Source organism: Azohydromonas lata NBRC 102462 (assembly GCF_001571085.1).
Classification (GTDB): domain Bacteria; phylum Pseudomonadota; class Gammaproteobacteria; order Burkholderiales; family Burkholderiaceae_C; genus Azohydromonas; species Azohydromonas lata.
This window is the reverse complement of record NZ_BCTC01000002.1, coordinates 62,772-79,960: the sequence shown is the minus strand read 5'-3', so window position 1 is coordinate 79,960 and position 17,189 is coordinate 62,772. Positions and strand designations below refer to the sequence as shown.

Annotated in this window: 13 protein-coding genes; 1 reads left to right on the top strand and 12 read right to left on the bottom strand. The window is 72.4% G+C overall.

Annotated features, from left to right (window positions below):
• Positions 1-95 precede the first annotated feature (95 nt).
• Positions 96-1,214, bottom strand: coding sequence for a hypothetical protein (locus ALA01S_RS01350; RefSeq protein WP_066330968.1), 1,119 nt, complete (start codon positions 1,212-1,214; stop codon positions 96-98).
• 88 nt (positions 1,215-1,302) lie between these two features.
• Between ALA01S_RS01350 and ALA01S_RS01345 the strand changes: the two genes are divergently transcribed.
• Positions 1,303-3,234, top strand: coding sequence for an acyl CoA:acetate/3-ketoacid CoA transferase (locus ALA01S_RS01345; protein ID WP_066330966.1), 1,932 nt, complete (start codon positions 1,303-1,305; stop codon positions 3,232-3,234).
• 4 nt (positions 3,235-3,238) lie between these two features.
• Here ALA01S_RS01345 and ALA01S_RS01340 read toward each other — a convergent pair whose 3' ends face one another.
• The 11 genes from ALA01S_RS01340 to ALA01S_RS01290 all read right to left on the bottom strand — a co-directional run bounded on the left by ALA01S_RS01340 (position 3,239) and on the right by ALA01S_RS01290 (position 17,160).
• Positions 3,239-4,531 carry a YbfB/YjiJ family MFS transporter gene (locus tag ALA01S_RS01340; RefSeq protein WP_084267104.1) on the bottom strand — a complete coding sequence of 431 codons (1,293 nt, stop codon included), beginning with the start codon at positions 4,529-4,531 and terminating at the stop codon, positions 3,239-3,241.
• A gap of 506 nt (positions 4,532-5,037) precedes the next feature.
• Positions 5,038-5,571: an STAS domain-containing protein gene (locus ALA01S_RS01335; protein ID WP_066330964.1), complete on the bottom strand. Its 534-nt coding sequence runs from the start codon at positions 5,569-5,571 to the stop codon at positions 5,038-5,040.
• Positions 5,564-6,733 (bottom strand): PP2C family protein-serine/threonine phosphatase, encoded by a 1,170-nt coding sequence (locus tag ALA01S_RS01330; protein ID WP_066330956.1) that lies wholly within the window; start codon positions 6,731-6,733, stop codon positions 5,564-5,566. The genes ALA01S_RS01335 and ALA01S_RS01330 overlap by 8 nt, the downstream gene beginning before the upstream one ends.
• Positions 6,734-6,788: 55 nt before the next feature.
• Complete coding sequence (locus ALA01S_RS01325; protein WP_066330954.1) at positions 6,789-7,202, bottom strand: response regulator; 414 nt, start codon at positions 7,200-7,202, stop codon at positions 6,789-6,791.
• Entirely contained in the window at positions 7,199-9,199 is a 2,001-nt protein-coding gene (locus ALA01S_RS01320; protein WP_066330953.1) for a PAS domain S-box protein, read from the bottom strand. The genes ALA01S_RS01325 and ALA01S_RS01320 overlap by 4 nt, the downstream gene beginning before the upstream one ends.
• A 188-nt stretch (positions 9,200-9,387) precedes the next feature.
• Positions 9,388-11,103 carry a GGDEF domain-containing protein gene (locus tag ALA01S_RS01315; RefSeq protein WP_066330952.1) on the bottom strand — a complete coding sequence of 572 codons (1,716 nt, stop codon included), beginning with the start codon at positions 11,101-11,103 and terminating at the stop codon, positions 9,388-9,390.
• A 62-nt stretch (positions 11,104-11,165) separates the two neighbouring features.
• Positions 11,166-14,300, bottom strand: a complete 3,135-nt coding sequence (locus ALA01S_RS01310) for an NAD(P)-binding protein (RefSeq protein WP_238455654.1) — start codon at positions 14,298-14,300, stop codon at positions 11,166-11,168.
• A gap of 326 nt (positions 14,301-14,626) precedes the next feature.
• Positions 14,627-14,854: a hypothetical protein gene (locus ALA01S_RS01305; RefSeq protein WP_066330947.1), complete on the bottom strand. Its 228-nt coding sequence runs from the start codon at positions 14,852-14,854 to the stop codon at positions 14,627-14,629.
• Positions 14,855-15,047: 193 nt separating this feature from the next.
• A complete protein-coding gene (locus tag ALA01S_RS01300) occupies positions 15,048-15,869 on the bottom strand; it encodes a caspase family protein (RefSeq protein WP_066330946.1) in 822 nt (273 codons plus the stop codon).
• 26 nt (positions 15,870-15,895) lie between these two features.
• Positions 15,896-16,573: an anti-sigma factor family protein gene (locus tag ALA01S_RS01295; protein WP_066330942.1), complete on the bottom strand. Its 678-nt coding sequence runs from the start codon at positions 16,571-16,573 to the stop codon at positions 15,896-15,898.
• On the bottom strand, positions 16,570-17,160 hold the full coding sequence (locus ALA01S_RS01290; protein ID WP_066330940.1) for an RNA polymerase sigma factor: 591 nt from the start codon (positions 17,158-17,160) through the stop codon (positions 16,570-16,572). Before ALA01S_RS01290 ends, ALA01S_RS01295 begins: the two co-directional genes overlap by 4 nt.
• Between the last annotated feature and the right edge of the window lie 29 nt (positions 17,161-17,189).

The window sequence follows — 17,189 nt, the reverse complement described above, 5'->3', positions numbered from 1 at the left end:
AGGCACAGGACAGATCGTGGATGTCATGCACGACGGCCGCTTGGTCGCGATGAGGACATTGCAGGGTCACAGCCCCGATCACCCTCTCAGGTTGATCAGGGGTTGCCCTCCACCCGCTGCGGCTCGATGTGGAAGACCTCCGGCGTGCCCGGCAGCACGCGCACCTTGACCCAGTGGATGCGCGGGCTGCCGTAGCCCTGCACGCGCGTCACGTTGCCCAGGCGCGGCTCGGGGGCGCTGTCGCGGTACCAGGGCTGGTCGATGAAGAACTCGTGGTCGTCGCCGTGCAGCAGCAGCACGGGGCGCTGGAACGTTGCAGCGCGCTCGCGCAGCTTGGCCAGCACCGCGTCGAAGCCGCTGCGCTCCAGGCTGCCGGGCAACTGCTCGATGCGCGGGTTGGCCTGCATGGCCACCACCACGCCGGCGGCGCCGCGGCGGCGGGCCTCGTCGAAGAGGCGGTCCAGCCAGGCCACGTTGGCGGCCTGGCGCGCCTCGAACTCGGCGCCGCGCTCGGCGTTGGTGCCGCTCACGCCGTCCTTGGGGTCCACGCCCATCCACGACACCTGGTCGTTGCGGCTGCCCACCACGTGCAGCGTGGCGAAGACCACGCCGCCGCGCTCGAACATCACGTTCTCCACGAAGGCGGCATGCGCGGCGTCCACGCGCGCCTGCGAGACGACGGCCATGGGCTTTGCGCCCAACGTGCGCCCGGGCTCGGGGAAGAACAGCCGCCGCACCAGCGCCAGCCGCTCGGTGGGCACGTAGCTGCCGGCCGCGGGGCGGTGGCAGTCGGTCCACTCGTTGTCGCCGGGCGTGTAGACCAGCGGCTGCGCCACGCGCTGCAACTGCTGCAGGCGCTGGCGGTAGACGGCCTCGTCGCAGCGCTCGGCGCCGCCCTTGATGTCGCCCACGTGCAGCACCAGGCCGACCTCGGCATCCGCGCTGACGGCGGCGACGAGCCGGTCCACCGCCGGCAGCTCGCGCGGGCTGTAGGGCATGTCGCCCATGAGCGCGAAGCTGAAGCCGCCGGGCTGCGGCGCCGCGTGGCGCAGCGGCGCGGCGCCGGGTTGCGCGCAGCCGGCCAGCACGCCCAGCGCCAGCAGCAGCCCGCCCAGGCGCCGAAGCGGGCGCAGCGCACGGGCACTGGGCTTGCCCTGCGGGCCTTCGCGGTCGTCGTGGGCAGGGTTGCGATAGCGGGCGTGGGAAAAGCGCATTCGGTAATTCCTGAGAAGCCTGAGAAGCCCGAGAGAGGGCCGCGTATGCTGCCAGCGGCCAAGGCCGGCCGTCGTCCCGGGAGAAGTGATGCGACACAGGGAAACAAGTTTCCGTACCGCCGACAAAGTGGTCAGCGCCGAGGAGGCGGTCCAGCTCATCCCCGACGGCGCCACGGTGGCCACCGGCGGTTTCGTGGGCATCGGCTTCGCCGAGAACCTGGCCGTGGCGCTGGAGCAGCGCTTCACCAGCACCGGCACGCCGCGCGGCCTGACGCTGGTCTACGCGGCCGGACAGGGCGACGGCGCCAAGCGCGGATTGAACCACCTGGCCCATGAAGGTTTGTTGAAGCGCGTCATCGGCGGCCACTGGGGCCTGGTGCCCGGGCTGCAGCGGCTGGCGGTGGACAACCGCATAGAGGCCTGGAACCTGCCGCAGGGCGTGATCTCGCAGCTCTTTCGCGACATCGCCGCGGGCAAGCCGGGGCAGCTCTCGCGCGTGGGCCTGGGCACCTTCGTGGACCCGCGCCACGGCGGCGGGCGCGTCAACAGCCGCAGCACCGAGGAGCTGGTGCGGCTGATGGACATCGACGGCCAGGAGTGCCTCTTCTACAAGGCCTTCCCCGTGGACGTGGCGCTGCTGCGCGGCACCACGGCCGACCTGGACGGCAACATCACCATGGAGCGCGAGGCGCTGACGCTGGAGGTGCTGTCCATCGCCATGGCCGCGCGCAACAGCGGCGGGCTGGTCATCGTGCAGGTGGAGCGGCTGGCCGAGCGCGGCTCGCTGCATCCGCGGCAAGTGAAGATTCCGGGCGTGCTGGTGGACTGCGTGGTGGTGGCCGAGCAGCCGGAGCTGCACATGCAGACCTTTGCCGAGCCCTACAACCCGGCCTACGCGGGCGAGGTGCGGCTGCCGGCCACGCGCGTGGCACCGCATGCAGACACCGGCAGCGCGACGCTGGATGCGCGGCGCATCATCGCCCGCCGCGCCGCGCTGGAGCTGCGCCCGGGCGCGGTGGTGAACCTGGGGATAGGCATGCCCGAGGGCGTGGCGGCGGTGGCGGCGCAGGAGCGGGTGATCGACCTGATCACGCTCACCGCCGAGCCCGGCGTGGTGGGCGGCATCCCGGCCGCGGGGCTGAGCTTTGGCGCGGCGGTGAACGCGCATGCGGTCATCGACCAGCCCTACCAGTTCGACTTCTACGACGGCGGCGGGCTGGACATCGCCTTCCTGGGCCTGGCGCAGGCCGACGCGCAGGGCAACCTCAACGTCAGCCGCTTCGGCAAGCGGCTCGCGGGCGCGGGCGGCTTCATCAACATCAGCCAGAACGCGCGCAAGGTGGTGTTCGTGGGCAGCTTCTGCGCCGGCGATGGCAGCGTGGCGAAGTTCGTCAAAGAAGTGGAGCAGCGCACCTACGCGGGCCGGGAAGCCCTCAAGCGCGGCCAGGAAGCGCTGTACGTGACCGAGCGCTGCGTGTTCCGGCTGCACGAGCAGGGGCTGCAGCTCGTGGAGATCGCGCCGGGCGTGGACCTGGAGCGCGACATCCTGGCGCGCATGGAGTTCACGCCCGTCATCGACGGCGCGCCGCGGCTGATGGAGGCCTGCATCTTCTCCCCGGCCCCCATGAAGCTGCGCGAGCGGCTGCTGGAGCGCCCGCTGGCGCAGCGGCTGCAGCTGGACGAGACCGGCGAGACTTTCTTCGTCAACTTCGAGCGGCTGACGGTGCACAGCAGCGAGGACATCGCCGCCGTGGAGCGGGCGCTGACGCAGCGGCTGGAGCCGCTGGGCCGCCAGGTGCGCGCGGTGGTGAACTACGACCATTTCCAGATCGACGCCGCGCTGGAGGACGATTGGGCCGCCATGGTGGCGCGCACCGCCGGGCGCTTCTACTCGCGCGTGACGCGCTACGGCAGCGCGGGCTTCGCGCGGGCGCGGCTGGCGCAGGCGCTGGCCGCGCGCGGGGTGGACCCGCAGGTCTACGCCACGGCGCAGGAGGCGCGCGAGCGGCTTGGAGAGTGAGCGCTCAAGGCTGCTGAAGCGGCTTTTGCCGCAGCGCCAGCAGCGACCCCAGCGCCAGCGCGGCGGCGGAGCAAATAAAACCCAGGGGCAGGCCGCCGGGGCCGTCGGCCAGCCAGCCCACCAGCGTCGGGCCGGCGATCTGCCCGGCGGCGAACACCACGGTGAACGCGGCGATGCCCGCGGGCCACAAGGACGTCGGCAGGTTGCGCCGCACCAGCGCCGTGGTGGAGGCGACCACCGAGAGGAACACCGCGCCGAACAGCGCGCCGGAGGCGAACACGGCCAGCGGGTGGGCACTGAGCACCGGCAGCAGCGTGGCCAGCGCCAGCAGCCCGTTGAGCAGCGCCATCGCCCCGCCGGCCCTGGCCCGCTGCAGCAGCCCGGCCCACAGCCAGGACGAGGCGACGACGCCCGCGCCCAGCAACACGTAAAAGGCGGTGCGCAGCCCTTCCGACAGGCCCTGCCCGCGCAGCAGCGCAATCACGAAACTCATGTAGCCGATGTAGCCCAGGCCGAAGAGCAGGTAGGCGGCCAGCGCAAAGCCCAAGGGCGCCCAGCGCAGCCGCTCGCGGCGCGCGCCGGTGCCGGCCGCGCCGGGAGCGCCGGCCAGGCGCCGGGTGGTCAAGGCGGTCGCCAGCGTGGCGGCCAGCGCCGCGGCGCCCAGGGCGACCCAGGCCGCCGGCCAGTGCGCGGGCGCGTCCACGGCCAGCGGCACCAGCAGGGCGGAGGCGACGACCCCTAAACCCGTGCCGCCGTAGTACAGGCCCAGCAGCAGCCCCGCGTGGCCGGATTGCGCCGCCAGCCGCGCCGCGAGCAGCCCGCCGCTGACGAAGCTGGCCGCGCTGCCCATGCCGGTGAGCAGGCGCAGCGCGGCGATGGCGGTGTCGTGGCGCACGGCGCCGTGCAGCGCCAGCAGCAGGGCCGCCGCCAGGCCGCCGCCCAGCAGCAGCGCGCGGGCGTCGAAGCGGGCCAGCGCCCGCGGGGCGAGCAGCGCGCCCAGGAGGTAGCCGGCGGCGTTGGCGGTGTTCATGGCGCCGCCGGTGAACCAGTTCCAGCCCAGGTCGGCCGCCATGGGCGGCAGCAGCAGCGCATAGGAAAAGCGCGCCAGGCCCAGCGACACGGCGGCGGCCAGGGCCAGGCCGAAGGCGGGGACGAGAGAGGCGGCGAGCGGGATGGCGCTGGGGTCGGCGGCGGGGATGCCGGTGGGCGCGGTCGCGGTGGGCGGGTTGGCGGGCGCGGCGCCGGGCGGGGTGGCGGCGGACGGGGTGGCGCGGGGCGGCGGCGGAGGACGGCTCATGCCGCCGATTGTGGGCGGCGCGTCAGTCTGGGCGACGGGCCCCTTGAACACGGTGTTAGACCGTCTAACGCCTGCGGCTGCGCGCACGCGGTTCGCGAACGTGCGGCGGAGGTTGACGGGCAGCGGAGCACGGTGCCGTCATGTGCGCGAAGGCGTTGTGCTGTACGGAGGGAATTGATCGGGGCCAGCCGGAGACAGATCCGCAGCGCCCCCCAAGCCGTCATTCCCGCGAAGGCGGGAATCCAGGCGGCCCCACGCCGGAGCGAAGAGACAAGGCAGGAACGCCGCGGTTCAAGACCTCGTGACGCCGCCCCATGAGCTGGCGGCCGGCTTGGGGGCCTCCTGGATTCCCGCCTTCGCGGGAATGACGAAGTAAAAGGCGAAGCGCCTTGGCTTACGGGATGCCGTTACGCGCCTTGCGCCTTGCGCCTTGCGCCTTGCGCCTTGCGCCTTGCGCCTTGCGCCTTGCGCCTTGCGCCTTGCGCCTTGCGCCTTGCGCCCTGCCCTCAGACCAGTTTCTCCCCGCGCTGCGCCTGGTCCATTTCCAGCGCGGCGACCACGTCGGCGAACTGTTCGCGGTTGCGTTCGTTGAGCTCCATGAGGGCGCGGTGCGCGTCCAGCACGGTGTCGGCCATCGCGTGGTCGTCGGCGTCGTCGCCGCTGTCCTCGGCCACGGTTTCACCCTCACCGCCCAGCGCGGCGGCGGCCGGCCGGCCCTGGGCGTCGACGAGCTGGAATTCCTCGTCGAACCCCATGCTCAGCAGCACCTCGGTGATGTCGGGGCGGCCGGTGACGATGACGGCCCGCGGCGCGCCCGCCTGGCGCAGCCGCTTGGCCACGCGCGCCAGCAGCCCCAGGTGCGTGCTGTCTATGGCCTGCGTTTGGGCCAGGTCGATGACGAAGCCGCGCGGCGCCTCGCCCTCGAACAGCCGGCGCAGCCACGCGTCCAGCGCCGGGGCCAGCGGGTAGCGCACTTCGCCCAGCAGGCGCAGCACGTGGATGCCGTCGCGCTCGGCATGCAGGATTCGTCCCTCAGGCATGGTGCTCGATCTCCAGCAAGGCAATGTCGTCGATGCGGCGGGCCTGCTGCTCCATGCCCAGCCGCTGCATGAGCTGCGCGATGTCGCCGTCGGCCTCGGCCACCTGCGGCAGCAGCGCCTCGGCGCGGCCGGCCGATTGCGCCGGCGGCAGCAGCTCCAGCACGCCGTCGGACATCACCAGCAGCCGGCAGTGCTGCGGCAGGCTCAGGCAATGGTCCTGGTAGCGCGCGTTCTCGAAGAGGCCCAGCGGCCGCCCCGGATGCGACAGGAAACGCGCCTGCGCCCCGTCGTGCAGGATGGGATACGGGAAGTGCCCCGCGTTGCACCAGCACAGCGTGTGCTCGCGCCGGTCGATGACGCCGTAGAGCATGGTGGCGTGCTTGTCCAGCTCCTCGCCGCACAGGTCGCGGTTGATGTGCGACAGCGCCAGCGCGGGGTGCAGGATGGTCGGGTCGCGCTCGCGCGCGTGCGAGCGCAGGTAGCGCCCAACCAGCGTCTTCAGGATGACCGACACGAAGGCCGAGGCCGCGCCGTGGCCGGCGACGTCGGCCAGGTAAAAGCCGATGCGGTGCTCGTCCAGCGGGAAGTAGTCGATGAAGTCGCCGGAGAGGTAGGCCGAGGGCAGCAGCCGCCGCGTGAAGCGGTAGTCGCCGAAGGCCAGGCCGTCCGGCGGCAGCAGCCGCTGCTGCAGGTTGCGGGCGGCCTCCTCGTCGTCCTGCAACTGGCGCAGGGTGTGGGCGAGCTGGCGGTTCATGGCCTCCAGCCGCGACTGGTAGTCGCGGTTCTGGCGAATGAGGCCGGCACGGTCCAGCGCGTGGGCGATGGCACTGTCGAGCACGGCGAAGTCGGCGATGGGCTTGGTGATGTAGTCCCAGGCGCCGAGCTTGAGCGCCTGCACGGCCTCGCCCACCAGCGACAGCCCGGAGATGACGATGACGGGCGTGTCCGGCGCGCGCGCATGCAGCGCGGCCACCACCTCCAGCCCGTTCATGTCCGGCAGGCCCAGGTCGCACAGCACGAGGTCGGCCCCCCGGCGCTCGAACACCTCCAGCCCGGCGCGGCCGTCGGCGGCCTCCAGCACCTCGTGGCCGTTGTCTTCCAGGTAGGCGGCCAGGCTGCGGCGTATGCCGGTGTCGTCGTCGATGGAGAGGATGCGGGTCATGGCAAGGCGCGAAGCAATTGGGAGGCCCTGGGCAAGCGTCGCGGTGCCGGCCGTGTCAGGGCCGCCGGCCGGCCCTGGCCGATGCGCCCGCGCCGGCCAGGCGGCGCACCGTGGCCGCCAGCGGCGACATGTCGCGCAGCGGCTTGTGCAGCAGCGGGATGTCGCCCAGCTCCTCCAGCTCGTCCGGCAGCGTGTACTCGGCCGAGCCGGTGTGCATGGCAAAGCGCAGCGCGGGGCACAGCGCGGCCAGCCGCGCCACGGCAGTGGCACCGTCCATGCCGGGCAGGCGCACGTCCATGATGCAAACGTCGAAGCGGTCGCCCGCGCCCACGCGCGCCAGCGCCTCCTCGCCGGAGCGCACCGTGGTGACGAGCATGCCGTCGTCCTCCAGGAAGGCCTGCACGCACAGCGCGATGACGGGCTCGTCGTCCACCACCAGCACGCGCGGCACCGGCGCCTCAGGGCTCATGCAAGGCCTCCTTCCTGGCGCAGCGGCAGCCGCAGGGTGAAGCAGGTGCCCTCGCCGGGCGTGGACTCCATCTCCAGGCTGCCCTTGTGGTGGTCGGTGACGATGAAGTAGGACACCGACAGGCCCAGCCCCGTGCCGATGCCCACGGGCTTGGTCGTGTAGAAGGGCTCGAAGATGCGCCGCTGCGCCGAGGGCTCGATGCCGGGGCCGTTGTCCTCGATGTCCACGCGCACGGCGCCGTCCTCCAGCGCGGTGCGCAGCACCAGGCGCGGGGCGCGGCGGGCGTCGGCGGCCATGGCCTGCGCGGCGTTCTTGACCAGGTTGAGCAGCACCTGCTCGATCTCCGTGCGCGCGCAGGGCACGCTGGGCAGGCCTTCGGCGTAGCGGCGCACCACCTCGATCTGCTTGAAGTCGTACTGCTTCTTGAGGTCGTAGTCGCTGGCGGCCAGCCGCACCACGGCTTCGAGCATCTGGTCCACGCGCTCCGGCGCGAAGCTGGATTCGGCGCGGCGGCTGAAGGCCAGCATGTCGGCCACGATGCGCCCGGCGCGCTCGCCGGCCTCCTGGATGGCCTCGACGAAGCTGGTCAGGCCGCGCGCGTCCAGGTAGCGCTGCAGCGCGTCCAGGTCCAGGCCGACCTCCTCGGCCACGCGGCGGTTGGCCGGCAGCTCCAGCCCCAAGCGGCGGCGCAGGTTCTGGCAGCTCTGCAGGATGACGCCCAGGGGGTTGTTGATCTCGTGCGCCATGCCCGCGGCCAGGCCGCCCACGGACATCATCTTTTCGGTCTGCACCATCATCTGCTCGATGCGCACGCGCTCGCTGACGTCGTCCACGCGGATGACGGCGCCCACGGCACCGTTGGCGGTGAGCGGGTAGGTCATGACGTCCAGGAAGCGCGTCTCGCCGCCCTGCTCCACCACCTGGCGCTCGGCGCGCACGGGCACGCGCTCGGCGATGGCGCGGCGCACCTTGTCCATGAGCCCGGCGTAGGCGGGCAGCAGCTCGGTGAAGGGCCGGCCCACGGCCTGCGCGGCGGCGATGCCGCTGACGCGCTCGGCCGAGCCGTTCCACTGCGTCACCAGGCCTTGCGCGTCCACGCCCACGAGCACGGAGGGCATGGAGTCGATGATGTTCTCGAGGTAGCTGCGCATGCGCTGCAGCTCGCCCTCGGTGCGGCGGTGGCCGGTGACGTCGTGCATGGCGCCCACCATGCGCAGCGCCCGGCCGGCGGCGTCACGCATGACGTAGCCGCGGTCGTCGATGAGCGCCCAGCCGCCGTCGGCGCGCTGGAAGCGGTACTCGTCGCGCCAGGCCGAGCCGCCGCCGTCCATCACGGCGCGTATGCCGGCCATCACGCGCTCGCGGTCCTCGGGGTGGATGTGCGCGGCCCACCACGCCACGGAAGGCTCCACGGCCTCGGCGTCGTAGCCGAAGAGCGCGCACACGGCCTCGTTCCAGCGCAGCTCGTCGCTGGCGAGGTCCCAGTCCCACACCGCATCGACGGTGGCGCGCGCCACGATGCGAAAGCGCGCGTCGCTCTCGGACGCGCAGGCCTGCGCGCGCTCCAGGTCGCCCAAGCGCTGTCCCAGCTCGAACTGCATGCCCGCCAGCGCGCCCAGGGTGCGCAGCGCCTGGCGGTGGGTGTCGTCCAACAGGCGCGGGCGGTGGTCGGCCACGCACAGCAGGGCCAAGGCGCCCTCGGCCTGCAGCCGCAGGGGCATGGCGGCGCAAAAGCGCAGGTCGCGGTCGCCGCAGACGAAGGCGCCGCCGGGCAGCCGGGCGTCGCTGCGCACGTCGGCCACCACGAGCAGGTCGCCGTGCTGGTGCGCCAGGGCGCGCAGCGCGGGCGACAGCGGGCAGTCGCTGCCCTCCACCAGCCCGGCGCGGCCCACCAGGCGCGCGCCCTGCGCGTCGGCCACGCTGATCACGGCCAGCGGCGCCGCGCACACCAGCGCGGCCACGGCGGCCACGTCATCCAGCGGCGCGGCAGGCAGCACAGGAGGGAGCGGTGCGCCCGGGACCGCCTTTCCACGGGACAGCACGGTTGAGGACAGGGCATTCATCGGAGTGAGGGCATTGTTCCCCGCCCCCGGCGCCTAGCCAAACGCCACGGGAATGCAACCGGTGCCAGTCCGGTTACAGCTTGTCAGCCATCCCGGCCTCCCCGGGGCGGCCCCGGCCGGCCTCAACCCTCCTCGGCCTGCGCCGGGCGGGACGCCGCCGCATAGGCCGGCGCGGCGCCCTCGCCGGCCTCGCGCGACCCGCGCTTGCCCAGCTTGTGCGCGTACATGCGGCTGTCGGCGCGCGAGATGAGCTGGTTGGACGAGCGCGTTTCGCGGCCGTAGGCCATGCCGCAGCTCACGCCGCTGTCGGGGAAGCCCGCCGCGCGCAGCTGCACCTCCAGCGCGGGCAGCGCCGCGCGCAGCCGGGCCTCGTGGTCCACCTCGCTGAGCACCGCGAATTCGTCGCCGCCCAGACGGAACACCGTCGTGCGGGCGTCGCAGAGCGTGCGCAGCAGCCGCGCGAACTCGCACAGCAGCGCGTCGCCCTGGATGTGGCCGTCGCGGTCGTTGATGCGCTTGAGCCCGTCGAGGTCGATCATCACCAGCAGCACCCGGTGCACCTCCTCGTGGGAGCGCCCGGCCGCCATGGCCTGGTCCAGCAGGGTGTCGAAGGCATGGCGGTTGGGGATGCCGGTGAGGTGGTCGGTGCGCGTCTGCTCCAGCGCGTGGTCCAGGCGCTGCAGCACCTCGTCCTTCTGCCGCGCCAGCAGCCGGATCTTGTCGGCCAGCGCCAGGGCCAGCATCACCGCATCGAAGGCGCTGCCCAGCAGCGTCAGCAGCTCGGGATTGCCCACGGGCGTGTCGATCAGGCCCACGTTGGCCGGCAGGATGATGCTGGCCGGCAGCGCCAGCCCCAGGAAGGCCGCCAGGAAGTAGCGTGCCGGCGCGAAGCCCGCCGCCAGGCTGACCCAGCCCGCGGCCAGGGCCAGCAGCACCGACATCGAGATCACCAGCGTGGCCAGCGAGTGCGCCCAGGGCAGCGCCAGGAAGCAGCTGGGCAGCAGCGCCAGCGACAGCACGATGTTGAACCGCGTCGCCCGCGCCAGCCCGGGCGACACGCGCTGCAGCTGCAGGAACTCGATGAAGAACAGCCCGTTGAAGACCGGCAGCAGGAAGAAGCCGACGTAGTGCCAGTGCAGGTCGTGCCAGTGCAGCCACTGCGCGCCCAGGTGGAAGGTCAGGCCCCAGGCCCCGACCGCGCACAGCATGTACAGCGAGTAGTACAGCAGCGCCCGGTCGCGCGTGCCGAAGAACAGGAACAGGTTGTAGAGCGCCAGCGTGGCGATGGCGCCCAGCGCGGTCAGCGCCAGCACGGTCTCCGACAGCACGGCATGGCGGTAGGCGTTTTCGGCCACCAGCGACACGCGGGGAAAGCGGGCGAAGTAGGGGCTGTCCATGCGCACCAGCACCTGCGCCGTGGCCCCGGGCGGCACGTTCACGTCGCCGCCGTAGTGCAGCGGGTACTGGGGGTCGGCGGCGAGGTAGCCGCTGTCGAAGTCCTGCGCCGGCTGCCCCGGCACCAGCACGCGCACGCGGATGCGCTCGACCAGGCTGGCATGCGGGTCCACGACCCACTGCGACACGGCCGACGGGTTGTGCACCACCGCGTGCAGCCAGTAGTGCCCGCCGCGCAGGTCCATGCGCGCCACGGGCTGCAGGCCCGCCAGCCAGGCCTCCAGGTGCCGCGCATCGGCGGGCGGCCCGCCCTCTCCCGCCAGGTACAGCCGGCCGTCGCGCATCAGGTCCAGGGGCCGGGCCGGGTCGGCGGCCACGGTCACCGCGGCCCGCGCCGCGCCGGGCAGCCACCACGCCAGCAGCGCCAGGGCCAGCGCCAGCACCAGCGCGGCCCCCGGGCCGCGCTGGCGCGGCGGCCGGCACGCACCGGTACCGGTGCGCGGGTTCAGCCGTCGCGCTCACCGGCAATCACTGCAGGGTGCCCGCACAGCGCGCGGGAGGTTTGCATGCCCGCCATCACCGCCGCCTCGACGCAGCCGGCGTTGAGGCCGGTGCGTATCCAGTCGCCGGTCAGATAGAGGTTGGCGAAGCCGCTGCCGTCGGTGGGCAGGCGCCAGCGGCTGCTGCCCACCAGGCTCTGCACGTAGCGCTCGGACGGGTCGACGTTGGCGCGCCAGTACTGGGCCTCGAAGCGCTGCTCGCCCTGGCCCTGCGCGGGGTCGTAGAGCGCGTTCCAGTCGAAGCCGTCCCGGGTGGCCACCGCCGGCCACAGCGGCTGCATGCCGGTGCTCAGCGTGGCGATGGCCGCGGCCTTGACGTCGAGCTTCATGCGCGCCGGGAAGCCGTGATCGCTCGCGGGGGGGTACGCCTGCTGCGGCAGCACGCTGCAGAAGTAGGCGATGTTGCGCGGCCCGTCCAGCGGCGGCCAGTCCTCGCGGCGCAGCAGCTGGTCCATGGGCGCCCAAGTGTCGAAGGGCTCGGCGTAGGCCGTGAGCACGGGCGGCTGGCCCTCGCGGCCGCGCAGGGTCCAGCCCAACTGCGCCAGGTCGCCCACCTGCCAGGTCTGGAAGGCCCGCGTCGCCACCGCCCGGACCTGCCCGCAGCAGCGCGCCAGCGGCTCGCTGGCCGCCACGAGCTTGGGTGCGAGCACCGGCAGCGAGGCGACGGAGGCGCCGAACACCACCGTGTCGAAGTCCACGCCGCGGCGCAGCGTGCGCGTGGGCAGCGGGCGGCCCAGGACACGCTCGTTGCGCTCGGCCCAGTCCGACCAGTACGACTCCAGGTCGTAGCCCGCGTCCTGCAGCAGCGCGGCCTGGGCCGCGTCGAGCTGCTCCAGGTTGGGCGCGCTGGGCCAGCAGGGCAGTCCCTTGACCTCCACCAGCGGCTGGTACTCGGCCACGCCCGGGGCCAGATCGACCTGGCGCCGGATGCGGATCGCCTCCACCGTGCCGCCCTCGGCACCGGGCACCAGCTCCTCGACCTGGTGGAAGAAGGCGAACTTCACGCCGCGGCGCTTGAGCACCTCGTACAGCGGCGCGAACACCACGTCGCCCATGCCGGCCTGCATCTTCCACATGAAGGCGCCGCGGTAGTCGCAGGCCATGCGCAGCATGCCGCGCAGCATGGTGCCGGCCTCGATGTTGGGCCGCTCGGCGTCGCCGTCCTCGTAGGCGAAGACCAGGTCGTAGCAGCCGCGCACCAGGGGCGAGTCGACGGTGACGCGCGGGTTGGCGCCGTTGCGCAGCAGCCAGGCGCGGAAGTCCTCGCCGTTGATCACGTCCGCGCCGTGCACGAACACGCCGTCGCGCAGGCAGCCGATGAACACCGTGAGCGCGAGGTCGACGCAGGCATAGAGGCGGCGCAGCTCGGCCAGGGCGCCGCCCGTGTCCGTGCCGGCCTCGCGGGCGGCCTCGGCGCGGTCGCCGAAGTCGCGCTGCAGCCGCCGGCGCACGCCCTCCAGGCCCTCCAGGTGCAGCGCCAGCTCCGCCGAGCCGGGCTGCGGCGGCCCGCACAGCGCCAGCGCGCTGGCCTGCAGCGCGGCCAGGCAGGCCTCGGCGTCGTGCGCCAGGTGCTCCACGGCATGCCCGGCGGCCAACGCCAGGCGGTGCAGCCAGCCGCCCTCGTGCGGCGCCGTGCCGTCCGCGCTGTCCGCGCCATGCTCGGCGTGCAGCGTGTGCAGCCACTGCCGCATCCACTCGAAGGTGGTGAGCAGCAGCCGCCACAGGTCCACCCGTTCCGGCCCCTGGCCCGGCTCGCCCGGCGTGGGCGGCGTGTCTATGGGCCACATCTCCCAGCGCGCCCCCACCTTCTCGGACAGCGTGATGAAGTGCTGCGGCTTGAAGGCCTCGTCCCAGGTGGCCAGCGGCGCCCCGGGCGGACGCTCCAGCAGCTCGTAGGCGCGCCGTATCGTCTTGAAGGCGTTGTCGTAGAAGCCGAACCAGATGTGCAGCCCGTGCTCCTCGATGCGCTGGCCCAGGGCGGCGTTGCGGCCGCTGGCGCCCTTGCCGCCCAGCCGCCAGCCTTGCTGGTAGACCGTGATCTCGCGCCGGCTCTGCCAGCCGGGCTCGTCGCTGAGGTAGAAGGCGGCCGTCATGGCGGAGACGCCGCCGCCGAGGATGGCCACCTTCTGCGGCGCCACGACGGAGTTGTCGTAGAGCTCGCGCGCGGCCGGCACCTGGAAATCCAGGTCCAGGCAGAAGGGCAGCAGCGCGGGCTGCGCGCCCAGCTGCAACCCCAGCGAGCGCTCCAGCGGGAAGCTGGCGAAGCGGTGCAGCAGGCACTGGTACTCGCCGTGCAGCAGCTGCACCTGGCGCAGCGCCGTGATCTGCGCCGGCGCCGTGACCAGCGCCTGGTACACCGCCTTCACGCCGCTGCCGTCAGGCAGCTGCTTCAGGAAGATCTGCTCCACGCTCCTGGAGCGCAGCGCCTGCGCCACGCTCTCCCAGCCCTGGGCATCCAGCGCCAGGAAGCCGGGCAGGCTCGCGGCCATCAGCTGGATGGCCTGCTCGATGAGCTCTTCCAGCGACCGCAGCGGCGTGGGCGGGGGCACGTCGCCCACCGCCTGCACCTCCAGCAGCGGATGCATGGCCAGCCGGGTGTCGGGCGAGAACGGCTCGAAGCCCTTGGCCGCCAGCGTGAAGCGCGTGGCCGGCGCACCGTCCTGCGGCAAGGTGCACGCGCACTCGTACTTCGGGTAGCCGTACAGCTCGCGCCCGTTGATGAGCGCCATGCAGTCGTCCACCCAGATGTGGCAGGGGTACAGGTACACCGCATCGATGCCGGCGCTGCCGTGGTCGGACTGGCCCACCAGCACCCAGGTGACGATGTCGGTTTCCTCGCCCCAGCCCTTGGCCTCGTCGGAGGGCCAGTCCGAGTACGCGTGCCGCACCTGCGTGAAGGTGAGCATCACGTAGGGCGACAACACCCTGAAGCGCATCTTGGCGCCGGCCACGGCCGTGAGCGTGGCGTCCACGCTGGCCTGCAGCCGCTCCAGGGTGCCGGCCACGAAAAAGCCGTACATCCGGGATCGCTCCAGCTTCAGCGTCGGGTGCATCAGGACCGAGCCGGAGGGGTAAAGCATGTCGGGGCGCTGGAGCATTACAGCGGTTACCGTTTGTCAAAACGGGCCAGTGTATAGCTGCCCCTGACCAGAGGTTGACAACGGCCGGAAAGCAAGGAATCGGACATCCACGGCTTGGAACGCCGCCCGGGCGGCTGCGGCCGCTGTTCGACGTGAGCCGCCATCCGGCCGCGCAGGCGCAGGCGCCGCAGGCCGGCCCCGGCGACGGGACCGGCGGCACCTGAAAAGCCCTCCCTGAGCTTGTCCAAGGACTCGCCGCCAACGTGGGCGGCAGGCGCTTGGACAAGCCCAGGATCAACGGTGCGGGTTCGCTGCCACGCGGCGGCTCAGTGCAGCGTGACCGGGGCGACCACCGGGCGTGCGAACTCGCGGCCGATGACGGTGCGGGCGTAGAAGTAGTCCAGGCGGGTGCGGGCGTCCAGCGCGTCGATGTCCACATGGCCGGCCTCGTCGCAGGGGAAGGCGAAGACGCGGTCCTGCTGCAGCAGCGAGCTGTAGCGCAGCTCGAACGAGGCTTGAGCGTGCTCGGTGCGGGTCATGGTCGAGGCGTTCATGAAGGGCTCCTTGAAAGCGGTGACTGGATGCCCTTGGGTTGCGGGCCCGCGCGCCGCCGTTCATGGTTCAAAAGCTTGAACCGCGAGCACCCGCCTCGCGCGTGAAGAAGGTCACACGGCCGTCTTCAGAGGGCCCCCAAAAGGAATGCCCGCCGAGGCGGGCATGTGGGCCACGCGGCCTGCGCGAGGCGCCTCACCTCACCACCGCGCAGCCCCCGCCCGGCCCGGGCTTGAAGCAGAAATCCCCCGTCAGGCTGGAGCTTTCCCAGGGCACCTGCACGCGGCCGGTCTCGCGCGCCACGCTCAGGCGCACCTGCTTGAACACCATCTCTATGGGCAGCCCCGGCGTCTGCAGCACGCCCAGGAGGTGCTTGGTGTAGAGGCTGTGCGGCTCCTTGGGGTTGTCCAGCGCCACGCCGCCGGGCGCGGTGGAGAAGGCCACCATGGAGCCCAGCGGCGCCTCCACCGGCGCCAGCCCGGCCGGCGTGGCGCCGCGGAACTTCAGCCGCCGCCCGTCCGGCCCAAGAATCTCGGCGCCGGAGAACGGGTTGTTGCGGCAGGCGTCCAGGATGACGATGTTGATGCCCTGCGGCAGCGCCCCCAGGCGCTCCAGCAGCTCGTTGAGGTCGGCGCTCTTGGCCGGCACCTCGTCCTCGGCGCGGATCTCGCTGTCCACGGGCAGCAGGTAGTTGCGGCCTTTCACCTGCAGGCCATGGCCGGCGTAGAAGATCAGCCGCACCGCCGCGCCGCGCGAGTCCATGGAGAAGCGCCGGAAGGATTCGATGAGCTCGCGCAGCGGCGCGTCCTGCACCAGCGAGACATCGAAACTCAGCGCGCGCAGCGCCTGCGCCATGGCCTGCGCGTCGGCGGTCGGGTTTTTCAATGGCCCCACGCGGTAGGCGCTGTTGCCTATGACCAGGGCCACGCGGCGCTCAGGCGGCTCGGCCGGGACGGCGCGCACGCCGGCCGCGGCCAGCAGCGCGGCCCCGCACAGGGAGCGTCGCAGCGGCTGCATCGCGTGCCGGCTCCCGGTCCGGGGCGTCACTGCCGCGCCGGCAGGCCGTCCACGACCGCCACGCCGTCCACGATGGGGTTCACCTTGAGCTGCGCGGTGATGGCGTCCAGCCGCTGCGCCGGCACGCGCACGTGCACGTAGTAGTCGCCCAACTGCCCCGGCCCGGCGGCCAGGCTGCCGTTGATGCCCACCAGCAGCATGCGGATGTCGGCCTCGCGGGCATCGGCCTTGAAGTTCAGCTTCAGGTAGGGGCCCTGCTCCAGCGGCACCGCATCGCTGCGCAGCGTGCGCAGCTCGGTGCTGTCGTCCTCGTGGCGCTCCATGAGCTGCACGATCACCAGGCCCTGCACCGCCACCAGCGCCAGCGCGCCGGCCAGCGCGGGCCGGACGATGGACGGCGGCACCAGCGAGGCCAGCGCGCCGCGCAGCCGCTCCCACAGGCCCGGCTGCACCGCCGCGCGCCGCACGCCCTGCGGCGCGGGCCCTTCCGTGCGAATGCGCCGCAGCGCGCGCTCCAGGCCCACTTCGGCCGACACCGGCGGCACGTCCTCGCGCACGCGGGTCTGCAGCGAGCGCAGCCACTGCGCCTCGGCCTGTGCGTCGGGATGGGCCTGCAGCCAGCGCTCCACCTGCTCGCGCTCGCTCTCGGCCAGCGTGCCGTTGACGTAGAACGGCAGCAGTTCTTCCAGGCGTTGGTCGTTCATGGCGCTGCTCCTGAGAGGGATCCGCCGCCTTCGCGCTCCAACAGCAGCTTCAGGCAGTTGCGCAGCTTCTGCCGCGCGTGAAAGAGCCGGGTCTTGACGGTGTTCTCGGGGCAGTCCTGCACCTGCGCCACCTCGGCCAGCGCCATGCCTTCGTAGAACACGAGGTGGATGGCTTCGCGGTGCTCGTCCGTGAGGCGCTCCATGCAGTGCTGCACGCCCTCGCGGCGCTGGCGCTGCGCCAGCAGCTCGAAGGCGCCGGCGTCCTCGCTGGCCACCACTTCCGCGATGTCCTGCAAGTCCTCATGGATCGCGTCGGGCTTGCGCGAGCGGAAGGCCATGAGCACCTTGTTGCGCGCAATGCCGATGAGCCAGGTGCTGAACAGCGAATCGCCGCGAAAGCGATCCGGTGCCTTCCAGACTTCGTACAGGGTGTCGGCCACGATTTCCTCCGCCTGCGCTTCGTTACCGAGTTTTCGGATCACGTAGGCATAAAGCCGACGCGAGAAGGCCCTGTAGAGCTCGCGGAAAGCGGCCTCGTCGCCCTGGCTTATGCGCGCCAGCAGCCGCAGCACCTCGTCGTTGTCCATGGTGGAAGTGCGCCGATGGCACGGGGAGC

What these genes read in the sequence shown, in the direction of transcription:
- ALA01S_RS01345 (WP_066330966.1), top strand. Translation starts at nt 1,303, where the DNA reads ATGCGACACAGGGAAACAAGTTTCCGTACCGCCGACAAAGTGGTCAGC.
- ALA01S_RS01300 (WP_066330946.1), bottom strand. Translation starts at nt 15,869, where the DNA reads ATGCAGCCGCTGCGACGCTCCCTGTGCGGGGCCGCGCTGCTGGCCGCG.
- ALA01S_RS01335 (WP_066330964.1), bottom strand. Translation starts at nt 5,571, where the DNA reads ATGCCTGAGGGACGAATCCTGCATGCCGAGCGCGACGGCATCCACGTG.
- ALA01S_RS01310 (WP_238455654.1), bottom strand. Translation starts at nt 14,300, where the DNA reads ATGCTTTACCCCTCCGGCTCGGTCCTGATGCACCCGACGCTGAAGCTG.
- ALA01S_RS01330 (WP_066330956.1), bottom strand. Translation starts at nt 6,733, where the DNA reads ATGACCCGCATCCTCTCCATCGACGACGACACCGGCATACGCCGCAGC.
- ALA01S_RS01350 (WP_066330968.1), bottom strand. Translation starts at nt 1,214, where the DNA reads ATGCGCTTTTCCCACGCCCGCTATCGCAACCCTGCCCACGACGACCGC.
- ALA01S_RS01295 (WP_066330942.1), bottom strand. Translation starts at nt 16,573, where the DNA reads ATGAACGACCAACGCCTGGAAGAACTGCTGCCGTTCTACGTCAACGGC.
- ALA01S_RS01325 (WP_066330954.1), bottom strand. Translation starts at nt 7,202, where the DNA reads ATGAGCCCTGAGGCGCCGGTGCCGCGCGTGCTGGTGGTGGACGACGAG.
- ALA01S_RS01290 (WP_066330940.1), bottom strand. Translation starts at nt 17,160, where the DNA reads ATGGACAACGACGAGGTGCTGCGGCTGCTGGCGCGCATAAGCCAGGGC.
- ALA01S_RS01340 (WP_084267104.1), bottom strand. Translation starts at nt 4,531, where the DNA reads ATGAGCCGTCCTCCGCCGCCGCCCCGCGCCACCCCGTCCGCCGCCACC.
- ALA01S_RS01305 (WP_066330947.1), bottom strand. Translation starts at nt 14,854, where the DNA reads ATGAACGCCTCGACCATGACCCGCACCGAGCACGCTCAAGCCTCGTTC.